Consider the following 18,181-nt stretch of genomic DNA (forward strand, 5'->3'; position numbering starts at 1 on the left):
CACCCGGGAAGCGAGTGGTGTGCCATTCATGCAGGTTAAGGCAGTGCGGCGGAACTGAGCTTTAAGTGCAGCAGCTCGGCGGCGCTTTTGCCGGCCACTGCGCCCAGCACCACCGCACTCAGCAGCCCGTTGCCGGAAAGATAGCCACTGTCGTTGGAGCCCGACACCCCACGCGCGGCGCCACCTGCGGCAAACAGGTTCGGCAGCGCCTGCCCCTGTGTATTGAGCACGCGGGCCTTGCGATTCACTTCTAAACCGCCCTGGGTATGGAATAGTGCCCCGGTGACGCGAATGGCGTAGTAGGGGGCTTTCAGAAGGTTGGCGGGGTCAAAGCGGCGGCCAAACGCATCGGCTTTTTGCTGCTCAGCGTGCTGCTGCATTTGGGTGAAGGTGGCTTGCAGTTCCCCAAGGGGAAGTTTCAGGCCAGTGGCCATCTCTTCCAGGGTTGAGAAGCTGCGTACTGCGCCGCTCTCCTGAGCGTTGCGGTAATCTTCGAACGCCTGGGCAGACTCATGAATGCGGGCATCATAAAGATTCCAGGCCACTTGCTCCGGCTGCGCCAGCACCTTGGCGGCCTGTTCGGAGTAGCCGCCGTGCTCATTGGAGAAGCGCTCGCCCTTGATGTTGACCTGAATGCCCCCTTGCATCATCAGTGCCCAGCTAATCAGCGTTTGATGAGGGGTGGCGAGCGAGCCGTGGCCTTGGCAGGCACCTAAGTCTTTGGTGCTCGCGCCCATTTCCTGACCCCACAGTAAGGCGTCACCCTGGTTGCCCTCGTGGCCGTAATACAGCGCGTGTCTCAGCGTGGGCAGATAACGTGCCACCAGCTCTGGGTTACCGCCATAGCCGTTGCAGGCCAGAACCAGCGCATCGCAGCCAATGCTTTCGCGGCTGCCGTCTGGGCGCTCCAGGGTGACGCCGCGCACGCGTTGGGTGCTGTCCACGTGTAGATCCACTACCCGGGCCTGGGTCAGAATGTCGATCCCTGCCGCTTCGGCGGCGTTAAGTAGCGCGCCCATCAACTCTTCCCCGGTGCGCCGGGGCGTGGCGTGCATGCGCAGGTGGCGGTGGCCGGGGTAGAGAAAGCCTTCCACCAGCTCAAAGGGCACGCCATGCTGATCCGCTAGCCATTCGATGGTTGGGCCGGATTGGCTGGCCAGCAGTTCGACGATGCTCGGGTCGGCCTCAAAGCCATTCTTCTTTTGAATATCCTCTGCCATGGCCTCGGCAGAGTCCGTGACGCCCAACTCATGCTGAAAGCGCGTATTGGCGGCAGGAATAAACCCCGACGACATCGCCGTGCTGCCACGGGGCAGGGCGTCGCGCTCTAAAACAGCCAGCTCAACGCCCGCTTCCTGGGCGGCCAGGGCCGCTACCAGGCCGCAGGCCCCCGCGCCGATAATCAGCAGCGGAAGGTGGGCATCAAAGCCTTCGTGTGTGTAGGGAATGATCGCCATTACGCCTGCTCCGCAGCTGGGTGGAAGGCATCTAGAATTTCACCCGCCGGGGCCTGCCAGATGTCCGGGTGCCCGCTGATATGCGCCAGCACGTCTTCCAGGCAAGCAATCCGGTGAGGCTGGCCGACCAACCAGGGGTGCAGGTTCAAGGCAAACAGTCGCCCGCCCTGCTCGCGGGACTCTTCCAGCAGAAAATCAAACGCGTCTTTTACCTGAGTTACCCAGGAATCTTCCGAGTGCAGGTTCTGGCTCATTACGAACTGATCTTCAATCTCGGTGGCCAACGGCATCATGGTCAATCTGCCGGTGTTGGTGTCACAAGCATACGGCATGTCGTCGTTCACCCAGTCGGCGCAGTACGCAATGCCGTTGTCTGCCAGCAGGTCCAGTGTGTTGAAACTCTGGTGCTTGGCGGGGCTTAGCCAGCCGCGAATAGGTTGGCCGGTCACTCGCCGCAGCGTGTCCACGGAGCGTTTGACCAGCTCGGCTTCCTCTTCAATCGGTTGGCCGCCGTAGTGCAGGTGATCCATGTTCCAGCCGTGGGCGATAAATTCACCGCCGTGCTCTTTCAAGCGCTGCACCAAATAGGGCGTCTGCTCAGCTAGTTGCGCGTTAATCGCAAAGGTAGGCGTGATGTTGTGCGCGGCCAGCGCTTTCAGCACGCGATAGATACCCACCCGGTTGCCGTAATCCCGCAGCGAAAAGTGGCGCAGGTCCGGATAGGGCATGGTCATGCCGTTGGGTACTTTGAACGGCTCGCCGCGCTGGTTGAGCGGATAGAACTGCAGCGAAATATTGATCCACACCGCCAGGGTTTTACCCTCGGGCCAGGTGACCGGTGTACGTTCACTTAGCATCGACCATGCATAGCGGTCGTGGTCGTAGCCGTGGCGGCGCAAGGGGTAATCGAGGTAGTCGTCGTTGAGCGCCATGTCTTTGGATGCCATAGGATTAGCCCTCCCTGCGTGCGGTGGCGGCCTGGGCCTGGATGCTGTCGAGGGCGGCATCGTAATGGTGTTCGAGATAGTAATCGGCGATTTCTCTGCCCGTGGCGACCCATACATCCGGGTGCCCGGTGATGTACTCCAGTGCCTCTTCAAACGCCTTGATGCGATGGGGGCAGCTCACCTGATAGTTGTGAGTGGGAATGCACATCACCGTGCCGGACTCCGCGCCCTCTAAATACAGGCGATCAAAGTGGCGCTTGAGCATGGTGGCGTACTGACGCGGCTCCACTTTGTTCACCGCGTAGACGATGGTGTCGTTCATCTCCAGCGAGTAGGGCATGGAGATAAAGCGCTTGCCGGAGCGAACGCTCACCGGCGTTGGCTGATCGTCATGGAACAGGTCACAGGTATAAATCCCGCCTTTATCGCCGAATAGCTCTTCGCCCACTTCGGCAAATAGATCCAGAGTGCGCTCAGAGTGAGAGAGCGCAGGGGCCAGATAGCCCGCGCAGGCCTGGCCGGTATGGCGGTGAATGGTTTCCATACTGTCGCGAATCATTGCCCGCTCTTGGGCTTCGCTGAGCCCATAGGTGTAGCGGGTGTTGTAGATGCCGTGGCTAAAGAACTCCCAGTCGCGCTCTTTGCACATCTGGATAATCTCGGGATGGTGCTCGCAGAGCGCTACGGAAAGCGATACAGAGCCACGAACCCCGTATTTATCCAACAGGGCCATTTGGCGCTGGTGGCCCACCCGGTTGCCGTAATCGCGAATGCTGTAGCCGGGTACCGATGGGTGAGGGTGCGGCCACGGCTTTCGGCTCGGGTTCTGCGGCGGATCGAGTTCGTAATACTCGATATTAGGGGCGACCCAGAAGGCTACCTTTGCTCCGCCGGGCCAAGTAATTTTAGGGCGTTGGTCGTAGGCCCAGTAATCGTAAACGCCAAGTGACTCTTTCATCGCTAGCTCCTCGCCTTATGCATCGCCCTCAAGCCACGCCAGCACGTCAGCAACGGGCATGACGTCGGCGTATTTGAGGTGCAGGTCGGTCAGGTTGGCGTAGTGGTAGCTTTCGTGCTTATCGGCGACGCACTCCATCGGCACGATGGTGCGGTAGCCACGGGACAGGCTCTCCACGGCAGTGGCGCGAATGCAGCCTGAGGTAGAGCCACCGGTGATGATTACTGTGTCGACCTGGTGCCATACCAGCAGGGACTGCAGCGGCGTTTCAAAAAAGGCCGAAGGCATGCGCTTGGTGTAGATCACGTCGCGGCTGCGGTCGATTTCGCAGCGCTCGTCGAATTCGGCGCGCTCGGAGCCGTACTTGATGTTTTGCAGTGAATCGGGAGTGTCGGTGCGGGTGCCCCACACGCCCGCATCTTCGGCGGAGTCCAGAAAGGCGACATGAGTCCAGACCACCGGCCAGCCCTTCTCCCGGAAGCCGCGCGCCAACTGGTTCGTATACTCCAGCTGTTTGGGGTCGGTTTCGTAGGCGGTCTTGAAGAGATCGGTACGGGTGTAGGCCTTCTGGGGGTCTACATTGACCAGCACAGCTTTTTTGCCAAAGCCAAAGGGCACCCGCTGAGGGTTGGCCATCACGTCGTGAAAGATCTCTTTTGCCGTTTTATCGGTGGTCTGCATGGTTGTCTCCTGACTCATCATTGTTAGTGGCTAAGCGGTGAGCGCCTGGATGGTGCCTTGGTAGTGTTTGATTAGCGATTGTCGTACTGCTCGCCAAGCTCCAGCATCGCTTGGGTGCCTAGGTAGTCGTTGAGCTGTTTAAAGTCGAGCATCTGGTCACGGAAGGCGTCGGTGGTGCCGTCCTGTTTCAGCGTGGCAAAGAAGCGACTGGCCATGTGGGTAATCGCTCGCACCAACGCGCCAGGGAAAATCACCAGCGAGAAACCCAGCGCTTCCAGCGCCTGGGCGTTCTGCAGCGGTGTGTCTCCACCCTCGACCATATTGGCCATGATCGGCACTTTGCCTTTGAACTGGGCCATGATCTTGCTGATATCGTCGTCGGTGCGGATACCTTCGATAAACAGCATGTCCACGCCCGCTTCATAGTAAGCCTGGGCGCGCTCGATGGCGCTGTCGGTGCCTTCCACGCCTAACGCATCGGTGCGGCCAATAATAAGCGTGCTATCATTTTCTCGCGCATCCAGTGCTGCATGCAATTTACCGACCATTTCGCTCTTGGAAACCAGCGTTTTGCCACGCAGATGGCCGCAGCGTTTAGGGTAAGTCTGGTCTTCCAACTGAATGGCGTTGGCGCCTGCGCGCTCTAGCAGACGCACGCTGCGCATCACGTTCATGGCGTTGCCAAAGCCGGTGTCGCAATCCACCACCACGGAAAGATTGGTGCGTTCGCGGATATGCGACATGGCGGTGCAAATTTCGGTAATGCTCAAAAGGCCAATATCGGGCCGCCCCAGTTGGGTGTACGCCAAGCTGGCACCCGAAAGGTAGACGGTATCAAACCCAGCCTGTTCGGCCAGTGACGCGCCGAGTGCGTCAAACACGCCGGGAGCGACCACAATGGGGGGAGCCTGCAACAGCTGTTTAAGTTGAGCGGGCTGGTGTGAAGCCTGTGGAGAAGCAGCCTGTGGTGACGTAAGGTGTTGGCGTGTCATAGCGGTCTCATCATTGTTGGGTAAGCGTTTGCATCTGATGGGTATTAGCGGCGTACGAGCGCCAAGTCGTTCCACACTTCCTGGCGGGTAATCAGGCCATCGGTTAATTCAAAGCGGTCAATAAAGCGCACGCCGTTCGACGTGCTGCCATCCAGCCACTCCACTGATAATTCTCCGTGGCACACCACTACGCAGTGGTCTGCATTGGCACATCGTTGCTGGTCACTGCAAAGGTCTACTGCGTGAAATGTTTTGTGCACTTGGCGATAGCGTGCCTGTGCCCACTCCACAACTTCACTCAGTCGGCTCATGGTCGGCGAGCCGGGAAAACGGATGGTGACCGTTGCTGCCAGGTAGCGCTCGGCACGGGGCAAATCGCGGTCTTCCATGGCGCTTAAAAAAGCACGCACCTGTGCAATGCCATGGTGCTCTTTGGTTCCACTGTGCAGGTTAAGCATCGTCGACTCTCATGCTGCCGATTTCTGTAATAATGGCTTTCAAGCGGCAGTAATTGTGTTATTTATTGGCTGTTGATATGTATTATATGTAATACATTTTTATGTCTATTATTGTCCCTTCGTCAAGCCTGATACGAATTTTTTTGAACAACATCCTGAGGAGAGGCATGGATGAGTGAGGCACAACCCTCTGCGGTGGGCGGCACCAAATCACACCGGATTTATCTGCTGTTGAAAGATGCGATCTTGAGCGGACGGCTGCCTGCCGATAGCAAGCTGCCTGGGGAAAACAAATTGGCAGAACAGCACGGCGTTTCACGCGTGACTGTTCGAAGAGCGATGGAAGCGCTTCAAACCGCAGGTTTAGTGACCCGTAAGGCAGGGGTCGGCACGGTGGTGCTGGAGCAGCCGTTGGATGCCACGGTGATGACCGCCAGTGTGTCTAACCTGATGCCCAATATGGTCAAGATGAGTCAAGCCTCTCAGGTGCGGCTACTGGAGTTTGCTTATGTGCCGCCGCCGGAAATGATCCGTGAGCGGTTGGGCATGGCTCAGGGCGGGAAGGTGCAGCGTTCAGTGCGTGTGCGAATGGTCGACAATAAGCCGTTTTCTCATTTGGTAACCCACGTGCCGGAAACTATCGCCCTGCACTACAACGAGATGGATCTGGCGAATACACCACTGTTCGTGCTGTTGGAGCGCAGTGGCGTGAAGGTGGATCACGCTTCCCAATCCATTTCTGCGACGCTTGCGAGTCATGAGGTCGCTCAAGCGTTGGATGTGGCGGTTGGCTCGCCGCTGATCTCGCTCACTCGCGTGGTGTATGACGAGCAGGGGCGTGGGGTGGAGCATCTCGATGCGCTCTATCGCCCGGATCGTTACCGCTTCCAGATCGACCTTGAGCGAAACGGTGATGACAACTCTCGTTATTGGGAGCCGAAGGTTGGTGGAATGCCCACCGCCGGGAAAGACGAGTAGCGCATTAGGCTATATTTTTAATGTATTAAATTTAATACAGATTTAAAATTGTAAAAAATACATTTGACCTGTGTTGTCAAATTGCGCTAGTTGTATTGGGGTGGTGATGACAAGTCTAACGAAGGCCGAGGCAACGAGCGAAAACCATGAGTACCCCAACAACGCTGTTTGACAAAGTTTGGCGCGCCCACGAGGTCCACCGCAGTGAAAGCGGTCAAAGCCTGCTGTGGATTGACCGTCACTTTGTCCATGAAGGCTCCTTTCACGCCTTCAATAAACTCGCTGAGCGAGCTCTGCCCGTTGCCCGGCCCGATTTAACCTTTGGCATTGCTGACCATTATGTCCCGACGCTAGCCCGTGATTTGGCAGGCGTTGCTGATCCCAAAGTGCGCTCAATGATCGAGCAGCTCTCCCACAATACCCAGCAACATGGTGTGACGCTGTTTGGCCTGGATGACCCTCGCCAGGGCATCGTGCATGTGCTCGGGCCGGAGCAGGGGCTCACTCAGCCCGGGATGGTGATGGTGTGTGGCGATAGCCATACCGCTACCCACGGTGCCTTTGGCAGCATTGCCTTTGGCATTGGCGCATCAGAAGTCGCCCACGTGCTGGCTACTCAAACGTTGTGGCAAAGCAAGCCCAAGGTGATGCGCATCACGGTGGAAGGCCGTCTGGCCGAAGGCATTACCGCCAAGGATATCGCGCTCACCTGGGTTGCTCGGTTGGGTGCCGATGGTGCACGGGGCTACGCCATCGAGTACGCCGGTGAAGCGATTCGCTCGCTCTCCATGGAAGCGCGCTTAACGCTGTGCAACCTCTCCATTGAGGGCGGTGGCCGTTGCGGCATGATCGCTCCCGATCAAACGACTTTCGACTATCTGCGCGAGCGCCCCTGGAGTCCGAAAGGCGATGCCTTCGAACAAGCCTGTGCGTACTGGTCCACGCTGCACAGCGACCCGGATGCTCGCTTTGACCTAGAGGTAACGCTGCATGCCGATGAGATTGCGCCGACAGTAACCTGGGGTGTTTCACCCGAAGAAGCGCTGCCGATCGACCGGGCGGTGCCTGATCCTGACCAGTTGAACGATCCGGCGAAAGCGCGCCAAGCCCGGGATAGCTTGTCCTATATGGGACTAACGGCGGGGCAAAAGCTCACTGATATCACCATTGATCGGGTATTTATTGGCTCCTGTACCAATGCACGTATTGAAGACTTGCGTGCTGCGGCGGCGGTGCTGGCGGGCCACAAAAGCCGCGTGCCCGGTATGGTCTCGCCCGGCTCCACGCTGGTGAAGGCTCAGGCAGAAGCAGAAGGGCTGGACCGCATTTTTATCGATGCCGGGCTTGAGTGGCGCCACTCTGGCTGCTCTATGTGTGTCGGGATGAACGGTGATCTGGTGGCGAGCGGCGAGCGCTGTGCTTCCACCACCAACCGCAACTTCAAGGGTCGCCAGGGGCCAGGGGCGCGTACGCATTTGATGTCGCCAGCCATGGTGGCCGCTGCCGCCATACACGGCCACTTAGCGGATGTGCGCCAACTAACAGTGCCCAAGCGGATGCAAACAGGAGCGCACTCATGAAGCCGATCACTGTATTAGACACTCTGGGCGTAGCATTGCCCACTGCGAATATCGATACCGACCAGCTTATTCCCGCGCGCTTTATGAAAGAGCCGCGCAGCGTAGGTTACGGCCAGTTCCTGCTGTACGACGTTCGCCATGATGAGCAGGGCACTGCCCATTCTGATTTTATTCTGCACCGCCCCGGTGGGGAGAGCGCAGAGGTGATGGTTAGCCGCCGTAATTTCGGTGCTGGCTCCTCCCGTGAAGCGGCGGTCTATGCGCTGGTGGACTACGGCTTTCGCTGCGTCGTGGCACCGAGTTTCGGCGATATCTTCGCCTCTAACGCCGTCAATAATGGCCTGCTGCCAGCGGTCGTGGAGGAGGAGGACGCTGAGCGTTTGCTGGCAGCCCTTGGCAATTCTCCTGCCACTATCTACGTCAATTTGGAGCAACAGATTATTCGGGTTGCTGAGGTGGAAGTGGGCTTTACGATTAGCCCTGTGTGGCGAACCAAGCTGCTGAATGGCTGGGATGATATCGATATGACTCGACAGCACGCTGACACGATCAGTCGGTTTGCAGCAGATTATGAGGAGCAGTTCTCCTGGGCAATTCCTAAGCCTCCAGAGAGTGACATCATCAGCAAGGGGTAAGCTCAGCACTCTAGGTATTTAAAAAAATAACAGCACGCTTGCATCAACAGGTTTCAAAAATAGATCAACACAACAACCGCTATAAAAGATCACCTTGTGCAGGAGACAAACGAATGAAAAAAGTAACACTCACCCTGGGCATGCTTACCGCCTTGGCTTCGACTCACGTATTGGCGGTTGATCAAATCAATGCCGTTCATGCTTTTCCGCCTTCCTTAATCTACACGCAAAGCTTTTTAGAGTTTGTTGATAAGGTAAACGAGCGCGGTGAAGGGGTGGTACAGATCAACGTGCGTGGCGGTCCTGAAGTGATCGGCCTTTCCGAGCAACCTGATGCGGTGCGTAATGGCGTGGTGGATATGGCGTATACCGCTGCCAGCTTTTACGCCGGTACCGTGCCGGAACGCGATGCCATGGTGGCGTCTAATACCAATGCCATCTATGCCCGTGAAAATGGTGGTATCGACCTGCTCAACCAGATCCACCAGGAAAAAATGGGCACCTATTATCTGGGTTGGTTCGATAGCGGTGTCAGCTACAACCTCTACACCATTGACGAGCCTAGTATGGACGAAGAAGGCAATCTGAGTATTTCAGGCCTGCGCCTGCGCAGTAACCCTGTTTATGATGCCTTCTTCCAGGACTATCTGGGAGCGCAGCCGATTAGCTTGCCGACCACTGATGTGTATGCCGCCCTGGAGCGTAGCGTGGTTAATGCCACCGGTTGGACTCAGATTGGCCTGAAAGACCTCAACTGGGACCGTTTCCTGAACTACCGGGTGGACCCTGCCTTCTTCTCCACGGACATGGGCGTTATCGTCAACCTGGATAAGTGGAACCAGCTGAGCGAAGAGTCCCAGCAGATCCTTCAGGAAGTGGCAATTGAGCATGAGCGTGAAAGCGCTGAAAAACTGGCTGAGCTAGCCGAGGAACAGCAGGCGCAACTTGAAGCCGATGGTATGCAAGTGGTGACACTGGAAGGCGAAGCGGCACAGCGTTTCTCCGATGCGGCCCGTGATGCCACCTGGGAACGCATGCGTCGCCAGATGGAGCGTCATCCCATGGGGCTTGAGCACTACGATACGCTGATCGAAAAATTCAACGATCTATAAAACGTAGGGGGCGCCGAGTAATCGAGCGCCCCGTTTGTGTGGCTATTTTCCAGGGTTTCTTATGCGCTACGCACAACGCGGCTACCTGCTGCTGCTAAACGGCATGGCCCTACTGGCCGCCATCATGCTGGTCTGGCTGATGGTGGCAGTGGTGCTCTCGGTGATTATTCGCAACTTAGGGCTTCAGCCATCGGCTTGGTTCTTTCTTTCCACCGAGTACGCCATGTTCTACCTCACGCTATTAGGAGCACCGTGGTTGGTGCGCCAAAAAGGCCACGTACATATTGAATTGCTAACATCGGTGCTGCCGCCGCCCGTACTGAATGTGCTCAGCCGAGGCGTGTCGCTACTGTGCGTAGTGGTCTGCGGCGTTCTGGCGTGGAAGGGGTTGGACTTATTGTTAATGAATATAGAGCGTACCGATTATGACGTGCGTGCTTACTTTGTGCCTAAGTGGATCTTGACCATTGTATTTCCCATCAGTTTTACACTGATGGCGATTGAGTTTGGCCGCTTTGTGGTCGGTCATGACATTCTTCACAGCGGCGAAGCGGGGATTAAAGAATAATGGAATGGTACTTTGCGCTCGCCTTTTTACTCTCGCTCATCCTGATCTTTATGGCGATTGGTACGCCCATCGCCCTGGCATTTTTAGCCGCCAATGTGATTGGCGCGTGGCACTTTATGGGCGGACAAACGGGCATTCTACAGATGCTCAACAACGGTTTTGGCGCGCTCTCTAGCTTCAACTTAGTGCCGATCCCGCTTTTCTTGTTGATGGGTGAACTGTTCTTCCGCACCGGTTTGGGCATGAAAATGTTCAATGCCGTCGACCAATTGATGGGCAAAGTGCCGGGGCGTTTATCTTACGTAACGGTCGTGGGCGGCACGGCATTTTCCACTTTAAGTGGTTCTTCGATGGGGTCCACCGCCTTGATGGGGTCGCTACTGGTGCCTGAAATGGAGCGCCGAGGGTATAAAAAGAAAATGGCCATTGGGCCGATCCTGGGCACTGGCGGTCTTGCGATTATTATTCCGCCTTCTGCACTAGCGGTACTATTAGCAACGTTGGCAAAAGTAGATATCGGTGCGCTACTGATTGCGGGTATCTTACCGGGGCTGACGCTGGCAGGTTTCTATATCGCCACTATCTTTATTCAAACGAAGCTGGACCCCTTGGCGGCGCCAAACTATGAGCTTGAACCGGTACCACTGAAGGCTAAGTTAAAACTGATAGTGACCGATATTCTGCCGATGCTGAGTGTGATGGTCGTTATTGTGGCGTTGATGCTGATTGGTTTTGCCACGCCTTCTGAGGCAGCCGCGTTTGGAGCGTTGGGCGTCATTATTTTGGCGTTTATCTTCCGTTGCATGACATGGGAAGCGTTCAAACTATCGGTCACCGGGGCATTAAAAGTCACCTTGATGGCCTACTTGATTGTGTTCGGCTCGGCCACGTTCAGCCAGTTGCTCGGTTTCTCAGGAGCTTCGGGTGGGCTGATTAGCTGGGCTACCAGCTTCGACCTATCGCCTATCCTAATGCTGCTGGCGATGTTTGCGGTGCTGCTGGTGCTAGGCACTTTCATGGAGCAGATCTCTATTATGATGCTGACCGTACCGATCTTCTTCCCGCTGGCTCAAGCGTTAGGGTTCGATCTAGTGTGGTTTGGGGTAGTGGTCTTGCTAGCGTTAGAGATCAGCTTCTCGACGCCTCCCTTGGGGCTATTGCTCTTCGTTATGAAAGGCGTTGCGCCCGCTGGGACCACCATGCGTGAAATATACTCAGCAGCGATACCTTATATTCTCTGCTCGATGTTGCTGGTGGCGGTGCTGATCGTCTTTCCCGGCTTGGCCACCTGGCTGCCCAGTATGTTGCAGTAAGTTGCATGCGGTTTATAAAAAGAGAGGCCTAGGCCTCTCTTTTTTATGCGGTATCAAATAGTAGACAGTGAAGTCGATTCACTCCCAGGCTGGGAATGGATCGGGCAGTTGCTGCCATACCTTCATACCTTCCAAAAGCTCCGCCTCGCTGAGCAGGCAGCCGTCCAGCGCTTCACGCATTCTGGCCTCATCTAGGTTTTGGCCGATAAATACCAGCTCTTGGCGCATATCGCCAAACGGCTCTTGCCACTTCTCCATAATGAATTGGCGATACTCTGGGTCCTCTGGCCAGTCGGCTTCAGGAATGGCTTTCCAAAACACGCCTGCCGGGCCGTGATGGGCAATGCCACCTGCCTGGCTCCACTGGCCCGCATAGCGAGGGCGGGTGGCCAGCCAGAAGAAACCTTTGGAGCGCAGCAGGCCTTTGCCAAACCATTCGGCGTTTAACAGGTCGTGAAACTTTTGAGGGTGAAAAGGGCGGCGAGCGTGGTAGGCGAAGCTGCCAATGCCGTACTCTTCGGTTTCGGGGATGTGTTCGCCACGTAGCTCTTTCAGCCAGCCGGGCGCTTGCTGCGCGTGTTCAAAGTTGAACTTGCCTGTATTCAGCACTTTTTCTAGCGGCACGCCACCTTGGGTGATGGGCACGATGTCTGCGTCGGGATTGAGCGAGCGTAGAATCGCTTTCAAAGCGTCCAGCTCTTTCTCAGTGATCAGGTCGGTCTTGCTGATCAGTAGGACATTGCAAAATTCAATTTGGTCGACCAACAGGTCTGCGACGTTACGTTCGTCCTCTTCGCCCAGGCTCTCTCCGACCTCTTCAAGGCTTTGCGCTTCCTGGTATTGGGCGAGGAAGTTAGCCCCGTCCACCACCGTCACGAGAGTGTCTAGCCGGGCAACGTGGGAAAGGCTTTGACCACTCTCATCTTCAAAGGTGAAGGTTTCGGCGACAGGCAGCGGTTCAGAAATGCCGGTCGACTCGATCACCAGGTAATCAAACTTACCTTCACGGGCCAGTTGGCTGACCTCGACCAACAGATCTTCACGCAGAGTGCAGCAGATGCAGCCATTGCTCATTTCGACCAAGCGCTCGTCTGCGCGGTTGAGCGCAACGTCACTGTCGAGCGTTGACTCGCCTGGGCCGCCGCGTACCAGGGTACCATCGATATTGACGTCGCTCATGTCATTGACGATCACCGCCACCCGGAGGCCTTCACGGTTCGCCAGGATATGGTTGAGCACGGTGGTTTTGCCGGCACCTAAAAAGCCGGAAAGCACGGTCACGGGTAAGGGAGAAAGCAACGACATTGGCAAGACCTTTCATAGTATATGTTATGTGATAATATAACATTATTGGGGCGCTGAAAATGGTCTTCGCCTCACTGTTCCTTCCTAGTGAGTAAGATATTAGAAGAGAGAGTGGGACAATAAGACAGTGGCGTTAACGTTTGTACTGGGTAGGGCAGTAGCCTCGCATCACATCGGGCGAGCGAAGCGACTGATGTTTGGTAGTGCGGCCCGTGACCCGCTTGCGCCATAGGCGGAATGAGCCTGGGGTCATCTGGTAGCGCATGACCTCGATCACATCGGGTTCCCCTAAACCAAATAGCCGTTCGATCGCTTCAAAAGGCGTGCGATCTTCCCAGGCCATTTCGATGACGCGAGACTGTTCGTCCTCTGGCAGGCGACGAAAGCGCTTTACGGCGGCTTTGGGCATGGCGCGTCCTCATCATTGACGTTTTCGAATAGAGAGCAGGCAAACCCCAGTGCCCCACGGGTTGTGCAACGTAAGCTATACACATTAATTTTATTGTATAGGTTTTTGCAAGCGATGAGCAATTACACAGCGCTATTTGACGGCGAGCAGGGCACGAAACAGACCGTTCATGAGTACCGGCTCGTCTCGCTGAATACGAAAGCCAGCATGTTGGATCATGGGGCTGGCTTGACGCGTGATATCGGTCGCAATGATCGAAGTGAATACGTTCAACGTGCGGCGCCCCCACCCGGCAGGTTGGGTGTCGGGTTGGAATTTATCCATGACGCACAGTTGCCCGCCGGGTTTCAGTACGCGATAGGCCTCTGCCAAACCCTGCTCCGGGCGAGGCATGTCCGCCAAAATCAGGTGCATGATGACGACATCGAAGTGTTCATCAGGATAGACGAGTTGGGTGGCGTCCATGACATGACAAGCCACATCACGCTGATAGCGCTCGGCCCTGGCGCTGGCGCGCCGGACCATCGCAGGGGTGAGATCGGTCAGGTGTGTTTCTAACTCGTGGGGCAAAAAGGGGAGGTCCAGCCCCGTCCCTGCTCCCACCAAGAGAACGCGCATACCGGGTTCCCAGTCCACATGGCTGAGCGCGACACGTCTTGGTCTGCGCAACGCGGGCGCTACAATCGCATCGTAGAGAGGCGCGTAGGCGCTGTAGCGAAGACGATTCCAGGAAGTCGTGTTCAGCATAGGGCCTCGCAAGGTGGGAGTGAGCTGGGCACCAGGACGGCGTCGAGTGTTGGGGCTGCCATGCTGAATGCAGCGCTCACTACCTATAGCACGAACCGTAGAGAAGCACCAAAGGTGCTGGCAACCCCGCCAGTCGCGTTGGGGGGAGCGGATACGTTAGGCAGTGATAGCTCAAAAGAGTCGGGATAGTCGTGTTGGTTACTCTTCGGTGGAGGAATCTTGTCGAAAACGCGTGGCCAAGCTTTCTATGAGTTCTAGCATCAATTGTCGATCATGCGGCTTTAGGGGGGCTAATAACGTTTTAATGCGCTGTGTTTGATCATCGACATGAACACTTGCTTGACCTAAAAGCTCGGCGGCTTCGCAATTGAAAATCTCGGCTAATTCTAATAAGCGGACGATGTTGGGAATGACACGCCCCCGCTCGATTCGAGAAACGGCTTCATTGCCCACCCCAAGGCGTTCGGCCACCTCTTCCTGGGTCAACTGGCTGCGTATTCGCTGTTTGGCAATGGCTCTGCCGATGTTGCTAGCTAGCCGTTTCTGTTCGATTTTATTCACACGATCCTCCATATAGCCCTGAATGGTTGGGGAACGGCCTATTGACATGAAGGACTGTTTAGGTTGAATATCACCCTGATAGGTTGATAATGAGCGGCGTAAACTGTTTTTTTGGCCGCGCGCGGAAAAAGCATATAAATAGTGCAGTTAAATCTATTTAAATCGGTCATCTAAAATAAATTTATGGTTAAGTTCATTAAAATTTAAAGGCCGTGTGTTATTGGCCTTAAGCGTTATTGCTTAAAGCATTTGCTTGAAAGATAGAGAGCGTGAGCTGTGCATCATGCGTTAAGCAATAAAAAAGATATGCCTTTTAAGCGCCGCTGCTCAAATGGCATCAATGGGCATAGGTAGCAAGGACGGGCGATGCTTTTTAAGGTGGCTGCTCACATGCAGCAGAGACAATCACTGTATGACTCAGGGATGATCACACAGCGGTCAATTCGGCTTTGATCAAAGCATTTGGCTTGCCAACGTGGCTGACCTATCAAACCCGAAGGCGCTTAATATCATGTCTCCTACGACGGCACCAGAAATTTTCCAACAGCTCGCCGAAGGATTGTCCCGCGTCAATAAAGGCGGGTTCTTTCACCATTTAGCCCACACCTTGGCGCATTTGCTCAGTGCCGACCATGCATTGGTCGCCAGTATCGATCGTAGCGGTACTGCGACGCCGTTGGCCATGTGGTCGGAAGGTGAATTCGTCGACGCCGCGCCCTATACACTTTCTGGCACCCCGTGTGAGCGAGTTAAGGAGCGCACCTGCTTCCACATCACTTCTCAGGCACGTGCCTGCTTTCCTGACGATGCTCGTTTGGCCGCGCTGTCCGTGGAAAGCTATCTCGGGGTGCCCATGGCCGATGCCTCGGGACACTGTCACGGTATTCTCGTGCTCATGCATTCGCGTCCGCTGCAGCTGCCTAACTACGCCAATGAGGTCATGCGCATCATTGCCTCGCTGGCAGGCGTCGAGCTGTCCCGTCAGCTCGTCGGACAGCAGGCCGATCAGCAAATCGCCTGCAAACAGCGGGCGCTGCGGCTGTTGAGCAGAGGTAATGACGCGCGCTTTCATGCCAGTGATGAAACATCGCTGCTTCAATCCGCTTGTCGCGTGCTGGTGGACGTCGGAGGGTACACGGCCGCTTGGGTGCATCACATCGTGCCGGGGATGGAGAACCCTGAGGGGGTGTTACAAGCCTGTGCGGATAGAGAGGCCGACGTTCTCGGTTGGTTGAGCCCCAAGCAACTGCTCGTAGCGGGCTATAGCCGCGATATCATACGCCAAGCAATATCGCGCCGTGCCCCTGTGGTGTATAGACCGCAATGCGATCCCAATGCCTCGGGCAGTGATACCACGCTAGTGGCCTTGGAGGTCGCCGTGTTGGTGGCGCTACCGCTGATTTACCGAGGGCAGTTACTCGGTGTCATCACCCTTTACCAGAGCGACGATTCGCCCATGACCGCTGCCGAGGTACGTTTATTGAGCGAGTTGGCCGATGACATTGCCTTTGGTATCGACAGTCTTCGTCATCGTAAGGCCGAACAGCGTATCCAGCATGCCGTCACGCAAGTAGCCACAGCCGTTTCCGCACAGCACGGCGAAGCGTTCTTGACGCAGCTGACCGACCATATGGCCAACGCGCTAGCCGCTGATGTTGGCTTTATCGCCACGCTAGACGAGCAAGATCCCAACATCGCCAATGTCTTGGCGCTTTATGTCAACGGCGTTCGCCAGTCCGCGTTTAGTTACCATCTAGCAGGAGTGCCTTGCCAGGACGTTTTGACCCAGCGTGAGTGTATCGTGCATGAAAACGCCGGCATTCGCCTTCCAGTAGAGTCCAACGGTGCTCTGGCATGGGTGAATGCCTACGTTGGCCGACGGCTAGACGACGCCAAAGGTCGCCCCATCGGAATTATTGGGGTGATGTTCAAGGCACCGCTCTTCGAGACCCAAATCGTGAGCACGGTACTGCAAATATTTGCGGCAAGAGCGGCATCCGAGCTGGGCCGCCAACGGGATGAAGCGCGTATTCGTCAACTGGCCTTTCGTGATGCTGGGACGCAGTTACCCAATCGTACGGACTTCATGCAGTGTCTTGAAGAGTGCGTCAATGATCATCCGCCAACCCCTTTTGCATTGCTGCTACTGGATCTCAACCACTTCAAAGAGATCAACGACACCGCAGGCCACGATGTAGGCGACTTGGTGCTCAAAGAGGTCGCGCAGCGTTTTCGCAGCGTGCTGCCTGCTGACGACTATTTAGCCCGTCTGGGCGGTGACGAGTTCGTGGTGATCTGCCGGGGAGTTCACGACGATGTTAGCGCCATGCAAACGGCCGACATCCTCTGTGCCAGCCTGCATCAACCGATGGTGATAGAGCAGCACTCGTCCGAACTGTCCGTCAGCGTGGGGATCTCGCTATATCCCGACCATGGCCAGTCGGCTCAGGCGCTACTGAAGCATGCTGATATTGCCATGTACCAAGCGAAGCGTCAGAAACTCACGATGCGCACCTTTGAACACTGGATGGGCCATGCCGTCGCTCAGCAGCTGCATATTGCCAAGCGCCTAGCGATGGCGATTGCTCATCAGTCGCTCTACCTCCATTTTCAGCCGCAAGTCGATATGCGCAGTGGCCAACTCATTGGGGCGGAGGCGTTGTGTCGTTGGTGGGATGAAGAGCTGGGAGAGGTCTCTCCTGTGCAGTTTATCGCCATTGCCGAAGAGCGAGGCATGATTGCGGCGTTAGGGAACTGTGTCATCGATCAAGCCTGCCGCCAGTTAGCCGATTGGCAGCGCCAGGGTGTCGAGCTTCGAGGGCAGCTAGCCATTAACATCGCCGCCGATCAGTTCGAAGATAGCGATTTGGTGACGACGCTCCTCGCGAGTTGCCAAGCGCATGGCATCTCTCCTCAGGCGTTGAGTATCGAGATTACCGAAAGCGGCATCATGACGCATCCCGACGATGCCATTGCCATCACGGAAGTGCTCAAAAGCCATGGGATGGGGTTGTCGATTGACGATTTCGGTACCGGTTATTCCTCCTTGGCGTATTTGAAACGCTTTGCTGCGGACAAGATCAAGATCGACATTTCATTCGTACGCGACATGCTCACCAGCGAAAATGATCGCGCTATCGTGAGAACGATCATTGCGATGGCCAACGCGCTAGGCTTACAGACGATCGCTGAAGGCATCGAGTCGAAGGAGCAGTGTGAGGCCCTCATCGCGATGGGCTGTACCCAAGCCCAAGGCTACTTTTATGACCGACCTTTAACCGCTGACCATTTTGCGAATAAGTGGCTCGTATAGAAGTTTGAAAATGATTCTTTTTGTGATGTTTTCTTTGACCAGTGATTAGCACTCGCCTGCCCCATTGTCGATCAATACGTTTAATATTTAACGTTTGTTCACATTCTTTTTAAGTTTACAAAATAAAACATGCACTTAGCCACCTAAGTATTAAAATGTAGTGGTAG

17 protein-coding genes are annotated in these 18,181 nt (G+C 55.8%); 7 read left to right on the forward strand and 10 right to left on the reverse strand.

Annotated elements, in window-relative coordinates; translation table 11 throughout:
* Positions 1 to 35 precede the first annotated feature (35 nt).
* The 6 genes from AB6K10_RS06245 to AB6K10_RS06270 form a co-directional block, all read right to left on the reverse strand.
* Positions 36 to 1,457, reverse strand: coding sequence for an FAD-dependent oxidoreductase (locus AB6K10_RS06245; protein ID WP_339118195.1), 1,422 nt, complete (start codon positions 1,455 to 1,457; stop codon positions 36 to 38).
* Positions 1,457 to 2,404 carry a polysaccharide deacetylase family protein gene (locus tag AB6K10_RS06250; protein ID WP_339118196.1) on the reverse strand — a complete coding sequence of 316 codons (948 nt, stop codon included), beginning with the start codon at positions 2,402 to 2,404 and terminating at the stop codon, positions 1,457 to 1,459. Before AB6K10_RS06250 ends, AB6K10_RS06245 begins: the two co-directional genes overlap by 1 nt.
* Positions 2,405 to 2,408: 4 nt before the next feature.
* Positions 2,409 to 3,362: a polysaccharide deacetylase family protein gene (locus AB6K10_RS06255; RefSeq protein WP_339118197.1), complete on the reverse strand. Its 954-nt coding sequence runs from the start codon at positions 3,360 to 3,362 to the stop codon at positions 2,409 to 2,411.
* A 15-nt stretch (positions 3,363 to 3,377) separates the two neighbouring features.
* Complete coding sequence (locus AB6K10_RS06260) at positions 3,378 to 4,043, reverse strand: isochorismatase family protein (protein ID WP_159341137.1); 666 nt, start codon at positions 4,041 to 4,043, stop codon at positions 3,378 to 3,380.
* Positions 4,044 to 4,114: 71 nt separating this feature from the next.
* Positions 4,115 to 5,035, reverse strand: coding sequence for an oxaloacetate decarboxylase (locus AB6K10_RS06265; RefSeq protein WP_159341138.1), 921 nt, complete (start codon positions 5,033 to 5,035; stop codon positions 4,115 to 4,117).
* A 44-nt stretch (positions 5,036 to 5,079) separates the two neighbouring features.
* Positions 5,080 to 5,493, reverse strand: a complete 414-nt coding sequence (locus tag AB6K10_RS06270; protein ID WP_253019060.1) for a nuclear transport factor 2 family protein — start codon at positions 5,491 to 5,493, stop codon at positions 5,080 to 5,082.
* 171 nt (positions 5,494 to 5,664) lie between these two features.
* On the opposite strand from AB6K10_RS06270, the gene AB6K10_RS06275 reads away from it, so the two are divergent.
* The 6 genes from AB6K10_RS06275 (at position 5,665) to AB6K10_RS06300 (ending at position 11,679) form a co-directional block, all read left to right on the forward strand.
* Positions 5,665 to 6,471: a GntR family transcriptional regulator gene (locus AB6K10_RS06275; RefSeq protein WP_253019059.1), complete on the forward strand. Its 807-nt coding sequence runs from the start codon at positions 5,665 to 5,667 to the stop codon at positions 6,469 to 6,471.
* Positions 6,472 to 6,617: 146 nt separating this feature from the next.
* The gene (gene leuC / locus AB6K10_RS06280) at positions 6,618 to 8,051 is read left to right on the forward strand and encodes a 3-isopropylmalate dehydratase large subunit (protein WP_339118198.1); all 1,434 of its coding nucleotides are present in this window, start codon (positions 6,618 to 6,620) and stop codon (positions 8,049 to 8,051) included.
* Entirely contained in the window at positions 8,048 to 8,686 is a 639-nt protein-coding gene (gene leuD / locus AB6K10_RS06285; protein WP_159341142.1) for a 3-isopropylmalate dehydratase small subunit, read from the forward strand. Before leuC ends, leuD begins: the two co-directional genes overlap by 4 nt.
* Before the next feature lie 113 nt (positions 8,687 to 8,799).
* Positions 8,800 to 9,798: a TRAP transporter substrate-binding protein DctP gene (gene dctP, locus AB6K10_RS06290; protein ID WP_253019057.1), complete on the forward strand. Its 999-nt coding sequence runs from the start codon at positions 8,800 to 8,802 to the stop codon at positions 9,796 to 9,798.
* Positions 9,799 to 9,859: 61 nt separating this feature from the next.
* Positions 9,860 to 10,366 carry a TRAP transporter small permease gene (locus tag AB6K10_RS06295; RefSeq protein ID WP_339118199.1) on the forward strand — a complete coding sequence of 169 codons (507 nt, stop codon included), beginning with the start codon at positions 9,860 to 9,862 and terminating at the stop codon, positions 10,364 to 10,366.
* Positions 10,366 to 11,679 carry a TRAP transporter large permease gene (locus AB6K10_RS06300; RefSeq protein WP_159341144.1) on the forward strand — a complete coding sequence of 438 codons (1,314 nt, stop codon included), beginning with the start codon at positions 10,366 to 10,368 and terminating at the stop codon, positions 11,677 to 11,679. Before AB6K10_RS06295 ends, AB6K10_RS06300 begins: the two co-directional genes overlap by 1 nt.
* 78 nt (positions 11,680 to 11,757) lie before the next feature.
* Here the strand turns inward: AB6K10_RS06300 and zigA are convergent, their stop codons facing one another.
* From zigA to AB6K10_RS06320, 4 genes are all read right to left on the reverse strand, one after another.
* Positions 11,758 to 12,984, reverse strand: a complete 1,227-nt coding sequence (gene zigA / locus AB6K10_RS06305; RefSeq protein WP_339118200.1) for a zinc metallochaperone GTPase ZigA — start codon at positions 12,982 to 12,984, stop codon at positions 11,758 to 11,760.
* Between the two features lie 133 nt (positions 12,985 to 13,117).
* Positions 13,118 to 13,393 (reverse strand): TIGR03643 family protein, encoded by a 276-nt coding sequence (locus AB6K10_RS06310; protein ID WP_044630516.1) that lies wholly within the window; start codon positions 13,391 to 13,393, stop codon positions 13,118 to 13,120.
* A gap of 132 nt (positions 13,394 to 13,525) precedes the next feature.
* Complete coding sequence (locus tag AB6K10_RS06315; protein ID WP_339118201.1) at positions 13,526 to 14,140, reverse strand: class I SAM-dependent methyltransferase; 615 nt, start codon at positions 14,138 to 14,140, stop codon at positions 13,526 to 13,528.
* Between the two features lie 198 nt (positions 14,141 to 14,338).
* Complete coding sequence (locus AB6K10_RS06320) at positions 14,339 to 14,701, reverse strand: helix-turn-helix domain-containing protein (RefSeq protein WP_167520870.1); 363 nt, start codon at positions 14,699 to 14,701, stop codon at positions 14,339 to 14,341.
* A 511-nt stretch (positions 14,702 to 15,212) separates the two neighbouring features.
* Here AB6K10_RS06320 and AB6K10_RS06325 point away from each other — a divergent pair.
* Positions 15,213 to 18,014, forward strand: coding sequence for a GGDEF domain-containing protein (locus AB6K10_RS06325; RefSeq protein WP_339118202.1), 2,802 nt, complete (start codon positions 15,213 to 15,215; stop codon positions 18,012 to 18,014).
* Positions 18,015 to 18,181 lie beyond the last annotated feature (167 nt).

The organism is Halomonas sp. BMC6 (assembly GCF_964204995.1).
Taxonomy (GTDB): domain Bacteria; phylum Pseudomonadota; class Gammaproteobacteria; order Pseudomonadales; family Halomonadaceae; genus Vreelandella.

Coding starts and splice junctions, on each gene's coding strand:
- AB6K10_RS06245 (WP_339118195.1), bottom strand. CDS start 1,457: ATGGCGATCATTCCCTACACACACGAAGGCTTTGATGCCCACCTTCCG.
- AB6K10_RS06250 (WP_339118196.1), bottom strand. CDS start 2,404: ATGGCATCCAAAGACATGGCGCTCAACGACGACTACCTCGATTACCCC.
- AB6K10_RS06255 (WP_339118197.1), bottom strand. CDS start 3,362: ATGAAAGAGTCACTTGGCGTTTACGATTACTGGGCCTACGACCAACGC.
- AB6K10_RS06260 (WP_159341137.1), bottom strand. CDS start 4,043: ATGCAGACCACCGATAAAACGGCAAAAGAGATCTTTCACGACGTGATG.
- AB6K10_RS06265 (WP_159341138.1), bottom strand. CDS start 5,035: ATGACACGCCAACACCTTACGTCACCACAGGCTGCTTCTCCACAGGCT.
- AB6K10_RS06270 (WP_253019060.1), bottom strand. CDS start 5,493: ATGCTTAACCTGCACAGTGGAACCAAAGAGCACCATGGCATTGCACAG.
- AB6K10_RS06275 (WP_253019059.1), top strand. CDS start 5,665: ATGAGTGAGGCACAACCCTCTGCGGTGGGCGGCACCAAATCACACCGG.
- leuC (WP_339118198.1), top strand. CDS start 6,618: ATGAGTACCCCAACAACGCTGTTTGACAAAGTTTGGCGCGCCCACGAG.
- leuD (WP_159341142.1), top strand. CDS start 8,048: ATGAAGCCGATCACTGTATTAGACACTCTGGGCGTAGCATTGCCCACT.
- dctP (WP_253019057.1), top strand. CDS start 8,800: ATGAAAAAAGTAACACTCACCCTGGGCATGCTTACCGCCTTGGCTTCG.
- AB6K10_RS06295 (WP_339118199.1), top strand. CDS start 9,860: ATGCGCTACGCACAACGCGGCTACCTGCTGCTGCTAAACGGCATGGCC.
- AB6K10_RS06300 (WP_159341144.1), top strand. CDS start 10,366: ATGGAATGGTACTTTGCGCTCGCCTTTTTACTCTCGCTCATCCTGATC.
- zigA (WP_339118200.1), bottom strand. CDS start 12,984: ATGTCGTTGCTTTCTCCCTTACCCGTGACCGTGCTTTCCGGCTTTTTA.
- AB6K10_RS06310 (WP_044630516.1), bottom strand. CDS start 13,393: ATGCCCAAAGCCGCCGTAAAGCGCTTTCGTCGCCTGCCAGAGGACGAA.
- AB6K10_RS06315 (WP_339118201.1), bottom strand. CDS start 14,140: ATGCTGAACACGACTTCCTGGAATCGTCTTCGCTACAGCGCCTACGCG.
- AB6K10_RS06325 (WP_339118202.1), top strand. CDS start 15,213: ATGTCTCCTACGACGGCACCAGAAATTTTCCAACAGCTCGCCGAAGGA.